This window comes from Tenacibaculum caenipelagi (genome assembly GCF_004363005.1).
Taxonomy (GTDB): Bacteria; Bacteroidota; Bacteroidia; order Flavobacteriales; family Flavobacteriaceae; genus Polaribacter; species Polaribacter caenipelagi.
This window is the reverse complement of sequence record NZ_SNYH01000006.1, coordinates 1-15,118: the sequence shown is the minus strand read 5'-3', so window position 1 is coordinate 15,118 and position 15,118 is coordinate 1. Positions and strand designations below refer to the sequence as shown.

Here is a 15,118-nt window from a genome sequence, read left to right as displayed (position 1 = left end):
TTATAAATGTTGTTTTATTAAGTATCGATGTTTTATCAAAACTCATCCAAAAGAAACAAAAGAAAAGACGCTTCTATATAGAAGCGCCTCCAAAAAAATAGTATAATCTTTATCTTTTACAACGGTATATTCCCGTGTTTTCTGTTAGGGCGTTCTACCTTTTTACCTTCTAACATGGCAAAAGCTTTGATTAGTTTTCTACGGGTTTCTTCTGGTAAAATCACCTCGTCTATAAATCCACGTGCTGCTGCTCGGTATGGGTTCGCAAACTTATCAGCATACTCCGCTTCTTTTTCGGCTAGTTTCGCTTCGTGGTCTTCAGCTTCAGCAATTTCTTTCTTAAAAATAATTTCACTCGCTCCTTTGGCTCCCATTACTGCAATTTCTGCACTAGGCCATGCAAAATTCATATCTGCCCCAATATGTTTTGAGTTCATTACGTCATAGGCTCCACCATAGGCTTTACGAGTAATTACACTTACTCTTGGCACTGTAGCTTCACTCAACGCATACAATAATTTAGCTCCATTGGTAATAATCGCATTCCACTCTTGGTCGGTTCCCGGTAAAAATCCTGGTACATCTACCAATACCAACAACGGAATATTAAAGCAATCGCAAAAACGGGTAAATCGTGCTGCTTTTTTAGAACTGTTTACATCCAAACATCCTGCTAAACTCATCGGTTGGTTAGCAACAATTCCTACACTTCTTCCTCCTAAACGAGCAAATCCAACAACAATATTATCAGCATAATCTTTATGAATTTCAAAAAAAGAATCAGTATCTGCAATACCGTCAATCACGGCGCGCATATCGTAGGGCTTGTTGGCATTATCAGGAACGATATTAGCTAACTCTTCACGGAATTCATCACCTAATTCAAACGGTAATTTCTCCGTAGTTTCCTGATTGTTCTGAGGCATATAACTCAACAAGGTTTTGATATCTTCCAAACATTGCACATCGTTCGCAGCCGTTAAATGTGTTACTCCCGATTTGGTAGAATGTGCGCTCGCACCACCTAATTCTTCCGAAGTAACTTCTTCGTTTGTTACTGTTTTTACCACGTTAGGTCCTGTTACAAACATATAACTCGAATTCTCTACCATGATGGTAAAATCGGTCATGGCTGGTGAATATACCGCACCACCTGCACAAGGTCCCATAATCGCAGAAATTTGTGGTATTACTCCCGATGCTTGTACATTACGATAAAAAATATCGGCATAACCACCTAACGAACGCACTCCTTCCTGAATTCGAGCTCCACCCGAGTCATTCAACCCAATTAAAGGCGCTCCTACCTTCACTGCCAAATCCATAATCTTACAAATTTTTTCGGCATGTGTTTCTGATAATGATCCTCCAAACACGGTAAAATCTTGCGCAAACACATACACCAAGCGTCCATTTACGGTTCCGTATCCAGTTACCACTCCATCACCATAAAACTGCTGATTTTCCATTCCGAAATCGGTAGTTCTATGTGTTACCAAGATTCCTACTTCTTCAAAAGAACCTTCGTCTAATAAATAATCAATACGCTCTCTGGCTGTTAATTTTCCTTTTTGATGATGACGATCTATACGCTTTTGTCCTCCTCCTAATTTCGCCTCAGTTATTTTATGTTGTAATTCTTCTATTTTAGATTTCATGTATATTCTTTTTTTGGGCGTTCCCTTCGGTCGGGCTTTACACTATATCTTTTTTGTGAGTCATTGTGAAGCAACTAATTATTTGCTGTGGCAATCTCTTAAATTAATGAGATTACTTGGTTTCACTCGTAATGACGGATTTACTAACACAAAAAAGGATACCGCTTCAAATGCTTTGCATTCAACGAAACACGTAAAATACAAATTATTGAGTTAATCCCTAACGCAAATCATTTCTTATAATTAACAGGTTTTTAAAATACGTTGCTCTTTCAAATACTGTTGTAACGCAACTTGTGCTGCAATTTTTGCTTCTGCTTTAAAGCCCGCTTCTAACAATTCAGGGGTATAGTATTTCTTTACAAAATGTGTGTCAAAATTTCCTGAAATAAAGGCTTCGTGCTCACATACAAACTTTCCAAAAGGTAAGGTTGTTTCAATTCCCTTCACTTTATATCCGCTAATGGCTTGCTTCATCAATTCAATGGCTTCTTCACGCGTATTTCCATACGTAATCAGTTTAGAAATCATCGGATCGTAATAAATAGGAATTTCCATTCCTTCTTCAAAACCATCATCTACACGAATGTTTTCTCCTTTTGGATGTTGATACACTTCCAACACACCAATACTCGGCGCAAAATTGTCTAACGGATCTTCAGCATACACACGTAATTCTAATGCATGTCCGTTAATTTGCAAATCTTCTTGAGTGAATGATAACTCCTCACCTCTCGCTATTTTTATTTGCTGCTCTACCAAGTCTACTCCCGTAATCATTTCGGTAACTGGATGCTCAACTTGCAAACGCGTATTCATTTCTAAAAAATAGAAATTCTTGTTTTCATCTAGTAAGAATTCTACGGTTCCCGCTCCTAAATAATCACAGGCTTTCGCTACTCTCACCGCAGCTTCCCCCATTTTTTCACGAATCTCTGGAGTTAACACACTTGATGGCGCTTCTTCTACCACTTTTTGATGACGACGTTGTACCGAACATTCACGCTCAAATAAATGCACCACATTACCGTGAGCATCTGCCAATACCTGAATTTCAATATGGCGTGGTGAGCCCACATATTTTTCAATAAATACTGATCCATCACCAAAAGCCGATTCCGCCTCCGAAATAGCACGCTGCATTTGTTCTTTAATATCTGCTTCTTTTTCTACGACACGCATCCCTTTTCCTCCACCACCTGCCGATGCTTTGATTAGGATTGGATACCCTATCTCCTTCGCTACTTTTATAGCATACTCTACATCGGTTACTGCTTCATCAATACCAGGAACCATCGGAATGTTATAGGCTTTTACAGCATCTTTTGCTGCCAGCTTACTTCCCATCACCTTGATGGCATGTGTTTTTGGTCCTATAAATACAATTCCTGCCTTAGCTACAGCTTCACCAAACTCAGCGTTTTCACTTAAAAATCCGTATCCAGGATGAATTCCGTCAACATCCAACTCCTTGGCTACTTCAATAATTTTATCTCCCAATAAATAGGATTGATTCGAAGGTGCTGGTCCTATACATACCGCTTCATCCGCAAAGGTTACGTGTGGTGAGTTTCTATCTGCTTCTGAAAAAACAGCTACGGTTTTAATTCCCATTTTTTTCGCGGTACGCATTACACGCAATGCAATTTCTCCCCTATTGGCTATTAATATCTTCTTCATATTACTCCATTTCTATTAAAACTGTGTTCTTTTCTACTTTGTCTCCAGTTTGTACTGCTACTGATTTCACCATTCCGTCTCTAGGTGCTTGCAAAGTATTCTCCATTTTCATGGCTTCTAACACTAAAATTCCGTCTCCTTCTTTTACTTCTTGACCAACTTCAACATCTACAGAAACAATTAACCCAGGCATAGGTGCCTTGATATCGTTTTCTTTTTTCTCTGTTGCAACCTCTAAACCTAGCTCGTCAATTAACATATCTAGTTCGTCAGAAATATTTACTTCATACGAATTTCCGTTGATTTGAATGGTATATGTTTTTTTATTGAAATTTGCTTGAAGAATAGTAGCTTGATACGATTCATTACCCTCAAGTACATGGTAATTATTTTTTGATTTTTCAACTACGTCTAGTGCTTTTATCTGCGCTTCAGTAAAATCAAAATCATGCGTTTTATTAACGCTCGTTTTAAAAGATTTGCTCATAAACAATTGATATTTTCAGCACTAAAATATTAAAATTACATGGAACGGATGGGGAAACTCGCAAATTAATCAGGATGTTTTTACTAGTACACCATGACTAGTGACATGCGGTACAAAATCATTAAAAATTAGCTTTACATAATAGCCCAATATCCTCGTTAATTTAAAAATCTGTTTTACCTTTGCCTTGTTCTCACAAAGGGGTGCCTTTTTAGGTTATTAGTGTTTAATTAGTAGTTCTTAGTTAACTTAAAATTCAACATTTATAACTTATAATTAAAAATAGGCTGAGATCATACCCAACGAACCTAGAACAGGTAATGCTGTTTAGGGAGGCGATAGTCGCCATTTGGAAGCATATTATTACGAGAAATTCGTTTATAGACTGAAAAATTACTTTGTCGTAAACTCCTTGTAATGACACGTTTTAATTATTCAATTTTTAACTAAAGAATAATTACCTCTTTTTATTCGATTTTGTTTTTTATAAAATGAGACCGATGTCTTTTAAAAAGAAAGTGAAGATAGTAGCTTTTTTACTTGTAGTATTTACAACTTTAACAACGAATGCACAAACACTTACTTTATCTGGTAAAGTGATTGATGGAAACCAAGAGCCATTAGTTGGTGCTACCGTTGCTGTTAGAAATCAAGCCAAAGGAACTTCTACCGATTTTAATGGTGAATTCAAATTAAACCTAACTAAAGGAACACATATTATTGAGGTTTCTTATGTTGGATTTAAAACTACCTCGCAAGAAATTGACCTTACCAACAATCAACAAATTACCTTTCAATTAATTTCTAACGAAACGGTTTTAGATGAAGTATTAGTTTCTGCCGTTCGCGTAAAAGCAGATGCACCTGTAACGCATTCTAACCTCACCAAAAAGGAGATTGAAAAACGTAATTTAGGGCAAGACATTCCTGTTTTGCTAAACTATTTACCTTCGGTAACATCCTCTTCAGATGCTGGTGCTGGTGTTGGGTACACCTATATTCGTGTACGTGGTTCTGATGCTACTCGTGTAAATGTTACGATTAACGGAATTCCGTATAACGATGCAGAAAGTCAAGGTACTTTTTGGGTAAATATGGGAGATTTTGCTTCCTCTACTCAAAGCTTACAGTTACAACGTGGTGTAGGTACTTCTACCAACGGTTCAGGAGCTTTTGGAGCTAGTTTAAACATTCTAACAGATGCTACCTCGGAAGAAGCTGGTGGAGAAATTTCAAACACTTTTGGTTCATACGGAACAAGAAAGCATACTGTAAAATTTACTACTGGAAAATTAAACGATCATTTTGAGTTTGCGGGACGTTTATCTAACATTTATTCTGATGGATATGTTGACAGAGCCTTTACCGATTTAAAATCATATTTCTTACAAGGGAGTTATACTGATGACAATACCTTGATTAAAGCCTTAGTCTTTGGAGGAAAAGAAAAGACCTACCAAGCTTGGTATGGATTAACCCCTGAAGAATTAGCAGAAAACCGCCGTCAAAATCCATATACCTACGATAATGAAACTGATAATTATTGGCAAGATCACTACCAGTTGCACTGGAATGAAAAACTATCTGAAAACTGGTCTACCAACATAGGTTTAAATTATACGCGTGGTAAAGGATATTACGAACAATTTAAAGGAGAAAGTGATGCTGCTGATTATGATGACTTAATTGTTGATGGTAGTGATGTGATTGTTAGAAGGTGGTTAGACAACCATTTTTATGTTGCTAATGTGAATGCTACTTACAAAAATGACAAACTAGAAGTTATTTCTGGGGGTTCGTATAGCACGTATAATAACGACCATTACGGAGAAATTATCTGGGGAAGTGATTTAGCTCCGAATACCAACATTAACGATCATTATTATGATAGTACTTCAGAAAAACAAGATTGGAGTGTTTTTTCAAAAGCTACATTCAGTCTTTCTAATCAATTCAAAGCGTTTATTGATTTACAAGGAAGATTTGTAAACTATCAAACCAAAGGGCTAACATCTGATAGAGCTCCTATTGATGTTGATAAAGATTATAACTTCTTCAATCCAAAATTCGGACTTACATATAAAATAAACGATGAACACAGTTTATACGCTTCATATGCTAAAGCTAATAGAGAACCTAACAGAAATGATTTTGAAGGAGGAAATTCTCAATACGAAAGCTTAGATGATTATGAATTCGGTTGGCGTTTGACTAATAAAACGGTTCGATTAAACACTAACGTGTATTATATGGATTATCAAAATCAATTAATTCTTACTGGGGCTATTGACCCAAATACTGGTGAGCCTTTACGTGCTTCTAGTGGTAGCAGTTATCGTTTAGGATTAGAAATTGATGCTGATATTACCTTATCTGAACAAGTGTCTATGCGTCCTAATATTGCTTTTAGCAAAAACATTAATAGAAACCATCATGCTGAAATTGATGGTGAATTACAAAATTTAGGAGATACGCCTATTACTTTTTCTCCTGATATTATTTTTGGAAATGCTTTGGTTTATCAACCAGTTGATAATTTACAAATCGCTTTCTTATCTAAATATGTTGGAAAACAATTTATGAGTAATTTAGATAGTAAAGTATCTGACTTAGATGTTTTAAAAGGTTTTTTTACCAGTGATTTAAACATTGTGTACGAAATTAAAACTAAGAAAATTTTTAAATCGATTGTACTTACCGGATTGGTAAACAACATTTTTAATAAGGAATATGTAGATAGAGGATACTATTACACTTATGACGATACGTGGACTACCCCAGGAACAACAACTACTGTTGATGGTGCAGGATACTATCCGCAAGCGACTAGAAACTTTTTAGTCGGTGCAACATTAAAATTTTAAGTGGGAAAATGCTAGAAAAGAAAAAACCGAGACAATTGTCTCGGTTTTTTTATGTTTAAACTTATTCTTTGTTTTTTTCTATCCATTCTAGATAACCTCCCAAAATATTATAAGGTTGAAATCCTTTTTCTAACAATATTTCAGAAGCAATTTTACTTCTACCTCCAGAACGACAATAAATATATACTGGTTGATTTTTATCTAGCTTTTCTAAAGCGATTTTCTCAAAATCACCTGCGGTTACATCAATTTTAATTGAATTTTCAATAGCACCTTCCTCCCATTCTTTAGGAGTACGAACATCTAACAATTGTACCTTATCTTCATTTTTTAATACAACTTTTAAATCTTCAACAGAAATATCTTTCACCTCATTATTTTGTGGCTTACATGATATTACTATAGTCAAAAATAGTCCTATTAAAAAAACACTTTTTTTCATCTTATTTATTTTAAAGTTGAAGGGCACACTTCATCTGTTCTAGGAATATCTGTTTCTTTTATTGCTTTATAACCTCCTGCTACATCAATAACATTATGATAACCTCTTGCTTTTAAAATAGACGATGCAATTACCGAACGATACCCTCCAGCACAATGCACATAAAAATCTTCTTTGGTCGGGAATTCTTCAATATGCTCGTTTAAAAAATCTAACGGTGTACTTGGTACATTTATTATATGCTCACTGGCATATTCTCCTGGTCTACGAACATCAAAAACAGGAACTTTGTTTGTTAAAGCCTTTGCTAAATCTTCAGCTGAAACTGAACGTAACGTATCAATTTCTTTTCCTGCTTCTTTCCAACTATTAAAGCTTCCATCTAAATATCCTAAAACATTATCAAAACCTACACGAGATAAACGTGTAATAGTCGTTTCTTCTTCTCCTATAGGGGCAACTAATAAAATAGGTTGTGTTACATCTTTAATCAACGCCCCTACCCATGGTGCAAAAGTACCTCCTAAGCCAATAAAAATTGATTTAGGAATAAACCCTTGAATAAATTCTGATTGATGACGTACATCTAACACTAACGCATCTGTTTCATTTGCGATTTTTTCAAAATCTGCTACTGATAATGCTTTTGCTCCACTTTTAATAACTTCATCGATTGATTGATACCCTTCCTTGTTCATTTTTACATTTAAAGGGAAATATTCAGGTGGTGGTAATAACCCCTCAGTAACTTCTTTGATAAACTCTTCTTTAGTCATATCTGCACGGAGTGCATAATTGGTTTTCTTTTGACCTCCTATTGTACCTACAGTTTCTTTACTCAAGTTCTTACCACAAGCCGATCCTGCTCCGTGCGCTGGATATACAATCACATCATCAGCCAAAGTCATAATCTTAGTACGCAAACTTTCATATAACAATCCTGCTAACTCTTCTTGCGTTAGGTTTGTTGCCTTTTGTGCTAAATCAGGACGACCAACGTCTCCTAAAAACAACGTATCTCCACTAAAAATAGCGTGGTCTTTTCCATTTGCATCTTTTAATAAAAATGAAGCACTCTCCATTGTATGTCCTGGAGTATGTATAACGGTTATAGTTATCTCGCCTAACTTAAATACTTCTCCATCTGTAGCTATATGTGCCTCATAATTAGTTTTAGCTGTTGGTCCATATACAATTGTTGCTCCTGTTTTTTCTGCAAGGGTAACATGACCACTAACAAAATCAGCATGAAAGTGAGTTTCAAAAATATATTTGATTTTAGCACCATCCTTTTCAGCTCTATCTATATATGGGGTTACCTCACGTAATGGATCAATAATAGCTACTTCTCCGTTACTTTCTATATAATATGCTCCTTGTGCTAAACAACCTGTATAAATTTGCTCTATCTTCATAATATTAAATTATTTATACGCCTGATGTATATATTGTGCGTACTTCTTTTGATTTTGATTATCTCCTGTTTTAAAAAAATTTACGGCGCCATTGGCACGCATAAAAAAGTGATCTAAGCTTACTACTTCTAATAAACCTCCTCTAAAAAACGCATCTCTTACAGGGCCTTTAACTCCTGCAAAATAAAACTCTACCTTATGTTTGTTGTAATAACGAATGCGTTCTTTTAATATTTCTATTCCTGTACTATCTACCCTATTGATGCTTTCTGCATCTAATACGATTAATTTTAATGCCTTTCCTTTTTCTTCTGCCATTTCATCTAGTTTATCACGAAAATAATTGGAATTGGCATAAAACAACTGCGCGTCAAAACGGAACACTAAAATTTCATCGTCTATAATAACTTCTTTAAACCTATTTTTATTACGATAAAAATCAGAGTTAGGTACTTTTCCTAGTTCAGTAACATACGGTCTTGATGTTCTAAAAATTAAAACGATCAACGATAAACCTACCCCTATTAAAATTCCGTACTCTATTCCGAAAATAATAGTCGCTAAAAAAGTAGCTAACAATAGCCAAAAGTCTAAATTATTTGCTTTCCACAATCTTCTAGCTTCTTGAATATTTATTAGGTTAAAAACTGCAACTATAATTATTGCAGATAAAATGGTTTTGGGTAGGTGGTAAAAAACTGGTGTTAAAAAAAGCAATGTTAAAACTACCAAGATTGCTGAAACCACCGCTGAAACTCCGGTTGTTCCTCCCGACTCTTGATTAATTGCTGAACGTGAAAAACTTGACGCAGATGGGTAGGCTTGAAATAAAGAACCTGCAATATTACTCAACCCTAAAGCGACTAACTCTTGATTTGGTCTTACTCTATATTCATCTTGTTTTGCTTCTAAGGTTTTTCCTATAGAAATAGTTTCTAAATATCCTACCATTACCAACGTCGCTGCAATAGGCATTAATTCTCTTATTAAAGCTATATCAATAACTGGCATTGAAAATTTTGGTAGACCTGAAGGTATATTTTTAACGATTTCTACATCCGGGAAATGGCTTCCAAAAAAACGAATTGTAATAATTCCTAACGCAACTACTATTAATGCATTTGGAATCTTTCTATTAATTTTCCTAAAAATTATAATAACAACACAAGCAAGTAACCCTATAATTGTTGTATTGACTTTTAAATACTTTATTCTTTCAAAAATATCTTCTAATAGAATATGAATTTGGTCACTTTGTAAAAACTCTACACCAAATAAATTTCTAAATTGATTCAACCCTATTATTAATGCTACTGCTGATGTAAACCCTGTAATTACGGGTCTTGATAAGAAATTAACTATAAAACCTAAACGGAAAATCCCCATTAAAAACTGTATGGTTCCTACGACCAAAGCCAAAAATATAGCAATCGCTATATAACTTTCTGACCCAATTAATGCTAATGTAGAAACTCCTGTAGCTACAATAAGAGAGTCCATGGCAACAGGCCCAATAGCCACTTGTCGTGATGTACCGAAAATTGCATACATAATTTGAGGCATTAATGCTGCATACAACCCATAAATTGGTGGTAAACCAGCAATTAACGCATAGGCTATACCTTGGGGTATCAGTACTATTGCTACGGTTATACCCGCTACAATATCACCTCTTAATTGCGATTTTTTATAGTTGGGCAACCATTCTAATATTGGTATGAGTTTCTTTAATAGCTTCATTTTTTAAAAAAGCTCTCCTTGTGTGGTTCCTTTTATTCTTCCTAAATGTTTATACGCCAAATCGGTTACTTCTCTACCTCTTGGTGTACGCATAATAAACCCTTGTTGTATTAAAAAAGGTTCATACACTTCTTCTATGGTCTCTGCATTTTCTGCTACGGCCGTTGCTAAAGTGGAAATTCCTACCGGACCTCCTTTAAATTTATCAATAATGGTAACTAAGATTTTATTATCCATTTCATCTAAACCATGAGCATCTACATTTAAGGCTTTCAACGCATATCTGGCTATTTCAATGGTAATCGTACCATCTCCTTTTATTTGTGCAAAATCACGTACTCTTCGTAACAATGCATTGGCTATACGAGGAGTACCTCTACTTCTTCCTGCAATTTCTATAGCTGCTTCCATAGAAATAGGTACTTTTAAAATATAAGCGCTTCGTTGTACGATGGTCGTTAACAGTTCTGTTGAATAATAATGTAATCGGCTACTGATACCAAAACGTGCACGCATAGGCGCTGTTAACAAACCTGAACGCGTCGTTGCCCCTATCAATGTAAAGGGTTCTAAGTTTATTTGAACTGTACGTGCATTGGGACCGGATTCAATCATAATATCGATTTTATAATCCTCCATAGCCGAATACAGATATTCCTCAACTATCGGACTTAATCGATGGATTTCATCAATAAACAATACATCACGTTCATCTAAATTGGTTAGTAAGCCTGCTAAATCTCCTGGTTTGTCTAATACAGGTCCTGAGGTTACTTTTATTCCAACTCTTAGCTCATTGGCTAAAATATGAGCCAACGTTGTTTTCCCTAATCCTGGAGGCCCATGAAACAAGGTATGGTCTAATGCTTCATCTCGTTGATTCGCTGCCTCTACAAAAACTTTTAAATTGTCTATTGCCTGATCTTGACCTGTAAAATCTTCAAACGAGAGCGGACGTAGCTTTTTTTCTACATCTAGTTCTTCATTTGAATAATGGGTGTTCTCAGGATTTAAGTTTTCATTCATACTATTGCAAATATACTTGAAATAAAACGCTTGTTATGTAATAATTGTTACTTAGCCAATTTTAAATAGCTAAGATACATATTATGAAGAGTTGAAATAACTCGTAAAACAAAAAGATGAACCTATGTCCATCTTCTTGCTTGTTTTAAGTATGTTACTTCACTACTAAAAAATCTCTTCTACAGTAGCATTTGGTGCATTCTTTTTAACATTCATAACTATTACCCTTAGTGAAAATTTTAATATCACTGATAACTTCATCTATAACTGGTTTTAAATTTTCTCTCTTATTTTTTTGAAGAATAGGAATAATTTTTTCTAAATCAATAAACTTATATATTCTCGCTATATCTCCTAAAGAAGATATTGCTGTTTTTGAAACCCAGAAATCTTCATGATTTACAAAACGGCAACAAATATCTTCTAAAAAAACTCTATCTTCTATACCATTAATAGCTCCTACTAGAGCTGAAATTATTTCATCATTATTATTAGAAGATAATAGTTCGTTTACTTCTTCTTTACTTTGAAAGTTATAGGATTCATATTTCATGTTACTCTCTAATTATTTTACCTTTTTTATTTACTAAACCTGCTTTTCTTAATGTTGATTGCATTGATTGACTTAGTTCAGACCAGTTTCTTACATGACCATGAAACTTTCCTTTAGAATGTTCATCAAAAACTACAAACTCACCTGTAGATGGGTCGACTCCAACTCTTCTAGTAGTATTTCCAGGTAACTCTAGAGAAGCATCTAAAACACTTTGAGGGTTTGTTGGCTCTGCACTAGCATTTCCTCTTTTTTTCTTGCCATGTTTCTCATTACGCTCAAACCTGAGAACAGGACTCGAGTCATCATCTCCTTGTACTTTCTCTTCATTTGGTTTTGATACTTGGATTTTTTCATCAACCTTGATATCTGGGAACATTTTTTTCAAGTTCTCCTTCTGCCATTGTTTCTCCCCTCCATTAGTACTACTAGGACTTAAAATTGCCGCTATAGTTCCTAATGCCTTAGTTCCTATTGCAGCTAACTTACTAACTATACTTGGTTTTTTTGCTACCTCCTTAACAACTTCTTTTGTAGTTTCTTGAACTACATACATTGTGCCAATTCCTCCTGGACCAACAAAACCTAAATTTGGGTCAGTTCTTCTACTTGCATTAACAACCTTTACAGGTTCGTGATTAACAGCATCTCCTTTTCCTTTTTTATTTGTTGTAGCTCCTTCCAAACCTTCCAATTCAATTTTCCAAATAGGACTATTGTGTGCAAACTGAAAATTAGAAATAGACATATATTCCTCACTAACTGGGTCAACTCCGAAGAATCTTCCCAAATCTGGCATATAATTTCTATATCTGAAAGTTAACCAATTTAAACCTAATTCTTCGTTACTTTCTTGACCTAAATAATTCCATTTCTGCGCAACACTATTTCCAATAGAAGAAGTCACGTTATTATACCCTTTATGTTTTAAACCAAAAGGATAGTAATTAGATTCTTCAATAATTTCTGTACTTGCTGTAATAACACCATCATTATTAGCATCTGCATAACTTAACCTAACATTTCCTAAATGATCTTTGTATTGGTATACATAGTTAAAAGTACCATTATCATTCTTTATATACCCTTCTGGGTGGTTAAAGAATTGTAACTCGCCATTTTCATAAATAAAATTCCCTGCATAATCGGTGGTAGTAGTATTAGTTAATTTTCTTAACTTATTCCCAGCTGCATCGTAGGTATAACCTATAAGACCTCCTGCTAAAGTTACACTTACTGGTAAATTTAAATGGTTGTAGGTAATGGAAGTGATTCCTTTGTTAGCATCGGCAAGCATATTCCCGTTGGCATCGTAGGTATATTCTGTAGTGATATTCGCACCGTCTTTAAAACCATAAGTATCGTTACCGTTGTCTAAGACCTTTGTAAGCTTGTTTCCACTATCATACGAGTACACCAAATTGTCCATTTCTCCAAAACTTGTAGCATCAACATTTATATGTCCTTTTCTTACAAGCGTTTTGATATTTCCATTCTTATCATAGGTAATAGGATTTACTAAATTCCCAGAAACATCATATCCTCCTAAGTTGTAATTTCCATTTGTGTTACTTAATGCTCCAGCAATTCTGTTTAAAGCGTCGTAACTATAGGTATAAGTTTTAGAACTTGTATCTACATTTAACGTATTCCAACTGGTTTGGCTAATGTTTCCATTAAATAATGGTGTACCACTGGTTGGATCGTTGTACTTAATCGTAAAGTTAAACAAGTCGTTGTCATTTTTACCATCTTGGTTTATATTCTTTAACCAACCACGGATATTGTAGGTGTAGTCTACTTCTTGTAAATTTCCGCCAACCTTTTTAGTTTTTAGTTGTCCTAAATCATCGTACTCATTGCTTACAATCGTTTTTGGGGCTTGATTATTTATTTTTTGAGTTTGTTTAAGCATTCTACCTACATGGTCATAACTAAAGGTATCTACAATTACGACATCTGCCTTTCCTGACTTTTTATGGGTAGTTTTGGTTTCTAATACCTTACCTGAAAAGTCTAAATTACTTTCTACAATATCAGTAGTGTCTAATTCGTCATTTTTAGAATACACATAAATTGGTCGTGCTTTTTCATCGTAATAGGTAACGGTAGTTATCCAGTTGTTAGTCTCTAAAACTCTAGTTTTGGTTACAGTTGCTAATCCTTTGGTTCGCGTTGTAGAGGTTACCCCATAACTGGTGGTAACTGTAGGGTTTAAACCTAGTGGTAAATCAATATATGTATCGTAGTAGTTTATTGTGTAAATATTTACGTTTAAGCTATTTTCCTGTGGATATGTATTATGCTCATAATAAACTTTTACTCCATTAATTGTCTTATAACTTGTAGTAGTGTTTTCACTTATTTGAGTGGAAGTCATTCCTCCTAATAATGGATACATGGTTAATCGAGTTCTTCCATTGTGATATTTCCCACTATAAACTACTCTACCAAATGCATCATACTTAGTAAACATCCAATCATCTGAAGCTTCTAAATTAGCATCTTGTGTAAGTACAGGTCTGTCTAATTTATCATAGATAATATATTCCCATCCTTTGCCAGGTATTTTCTTTTCTACCAAGCGATTACGATAGTCGTATTTATATTGATAACACAATTCTGATAATTCTGTTGCATCTGGTTTTGCTGAATGTGGCTCAGATTTTGGAGGTAAAACATAGGTTAAGTTTCCAAAATCGTCATATACATAGTAGGTATCGTGAGCTGTTTCAACACCTGATACTAAAGCATATGTTCGTTTTAATAGTACTTGTCCTTGTTTGCTCTTAAACTCTTCTGTTGTGTGCAATTTACTTGAGCTACCATTATGATTCTCATCCTTAGTAACTGTTTTATACAACTCTCCTGCTACGTAATTTCCATTATTTACAGTACTAAGCTCTAGAGTAGGAGTATAAGTGTTATCAGCGAAAGAAGTAGTAACATAGTAGTTTTTTACTTCTCCTAAGATATTCGTTTGATAGTCAAACTTTATCTCATGTCCACCTCCTAATTTCCAGTCTTTTCCTGGGGCTGCTTGCTTTAGCACTCTATTCAAAGGTGAACCATCAAACTCTTTTTCTGAATAGGCATTGATATCAGGTAAACTCACTCCTGCAAAATCATCACTGTGTTTTACTTGATAATAGCTTTGAGTTGCTGTAGCTACATCGCCCGTTATAATTGCTCCATTACCACTTTCAACAGCATAAGGCAAGTATTCTTTGGTTTGCCTTCCAAAAGCATCGTA

The 15,118-nt window shown here is 34.8% G+C and carries 10 protein-coding genes; 1 reads left to right on the top strand and 9 read right to left on the bottom strand.

Annotated elements, in window-relative coordinates:
* Positions 1-116 precede the first annotated feature (116 nt).
* The 3 genes from DFQ07_RS12990 to DFQ07_RS12980 all read right to left on the bottom strand — a co-directional run bounded on the left by DFQ07_RS12990 (position 117) and on the right by DFQ07_RS12980 (position 3,825).
* Positions 117-1,658, bottom strand: coding sequence for an acyl-CoA carboxylase subunit beta (locus DFQ07_RS12990; RefSeq protein WP_133537569.1), 1,542 nt, complete (start codon positions 1,656-1,658; stop codon positions 117-119).
* Positions 1,659-1,901: 243 nt separating this feature from the next.
* Complete coding sequence (gene accC, locus DFQ07_RS12985) at positions 1,902-3,338, bottom strand: acetyl-CoA carboxylase biotin carboxylase subunit (protein ID WP_133537567.1); 1,437 nt, start codon at positions 3,336-3,338, stop codon at positions 1,902-1,904.
* A 1-nt stretch (position 3,339) separates the two neighbouring features.
* Entirely contained in the window at positions 3,340-3,825 is a 486-nt protein-coding gene (locus tag DFQ07_RS12980; protein ID WP_133537565.1) for a biotin/lipoyl-containing protein, read from the bottom strand.
* 500 nt (positions 3,826-4,325) lie between these two features.
* Here DFQ07_RS12980 and DFQ07_RS12975 point away from each other — a divergent pair, with 500 nt between their 5' ends.
* Entirely contained in the window at positions 4,326-6,689 is a 2,364-nt protein-coding gene (locus DFQ07_RS12975) for a TonB-dependent receptor (RefSeq protein WP_208107703.1), read from the top strand.
* Positions 6,690-6,750: 61 nt separating this feature from the next.
* Here DFQ07_RS12975 and DFQ07_RS12970 read toward each other — a convergent pair whose 3' ends face one another.
* The 6 genes from DFQ07_RS12970 to DFQ07_RS12945 all read right to left on the bottom strand — a co-directional run.
* Positions 6,751-7,131 (bottom strand): rhodanese-like domain-containing protein, encoded by a 381-nt coding sequence (locus DFQ07_RS12970; RefSeq protein WP_133537563.1) that lies wholly within the window; start codon positions 7,129-7,131, stop codon positions 6,751-6,753.
* 5 nt (positions 7,132-7,136) lie between these two features.
* Positions 7,137-8,546 (bottom strand): MBL fold metallo-hydrolase, encoded by a 1,410-nt coding sequence (locus tag DFQ07_RS12965; RefSeq protein WP_133537561.1) that lies wholly within the window; start codon positions 8,544-8,546, stop codon positions 7,137-7,139.
* Positions 8,547-8,555: 9 nt separating this feature from the next.
* Positions 8,556-10,286, bottom strand: a complete 1,731-nt coding sequence (locus DFQ07_RS12960; protein ID WP_133537559.1) for a SulP family inorganic anion transporter — start codon at positions 10,284-10,286, stop codon at positions 8,556-8,558.
* 3 nt (positions 10,287-10,289) lie between these two features.
* Positions 10,290-11,312 carry a Holliday junction branch migration DNA helicase RuvB gene (ruvB, locus tag DFQ07_RS12955; RefSeq protein WP_133537557.1) on the bottom strand — a complete coding sequence of 341 codons (1,023 nt, stop codon included), beginning with the start codon at positions 11,310-11,312 and terminating at the stop codon, positions 10,290-10,292.
* Positions 11,313-11,517: 205 nt separating this feature from the next.
* Positions 11,518-11,865 (bottom strand): hypothetical protein, encoded by a 348-nt coding sequence (locus DFQ07_RS12950; protein ID WP_133537555.1) that lies wholly within the window; start codon positions 11,863-11,865, stop codon positions 11,518-11,520.
* Between the two features lies 1 nt (position 11,866).
* A partial coding sequence (locus DFQ07_RS12945) for a DUF6443 domain-containing protein (RefSeq protein ID WP_243743991.1) occupies positions 11,867-15,118 on the bottom strand: 3,252 nt, incomplete at its 5' end.

Bases quoted from the DNA above. Each gene is read 5' to 3' on its own strand.
- ruvB (WP_133537557.1), bottom strand. From the start codon at position 11,312: ATGAATGAAAACTTAAATCCTGAGAACACCCATTATTCAAATGAAGAA.
- accC (WP_133537567.1), bottom strand. From the start codon at position 3,338: ATGAAGAAGATATTAATAGCCAATAGGGGAGAAATTGCATTGCGTGTA.
- DFQ07_RS12950 (WP_133537555.1), bottom strand. From the start codon at position 11,865: ATGAAATATGAATCCTATAACTTTCAAAGTAAAGAAGAAGTAAACGAA.
- DFQ07_RS12960 (WP_133537559.1), bottom strand. From the start codon at position 10,286: ATGAAGCTATTAAAGAAACTCATACCAATATTAGAATGGTTGCCCAAC.
- DFQ07_RS12975 (WP_208107703.1), top strand. From the start codon at position 4,326: ATGTCTTTTAAAAAGAAAGTGAAGATAGTAGCTTTTTTACTTGTAGTA.
- DFQ07_RS12965 (WP_133537561.1), bottom strand. From the start codon at position 8,546: ATGAAGATAGAGCAAATTTATACAGGTTGTTTAGCACAAGGAGCATAT.
- DFQ07_RS12980 (WP_133537565.1), bottom strand. From the start codon at position 3,825: ATGAGCAAATCTTTTAAAACGAGCGTTAATAAAACGCATGATTTTGAT.
- DFQ07_RS12990 (WP_133537569.1), bottom strand. From the start codon at position 1,658: ATGAAATCTAAAATAGAAGAATTACAACATAAAATAACTGAGGCGAAA.
- DFQ07_RS12970 (WP_133537563.1), bottom strand. From the start codon at position 7,131: ATGAAAAAAAGTGTTTTTTTAATAGGACTATTTTTGACTATAGTAATA.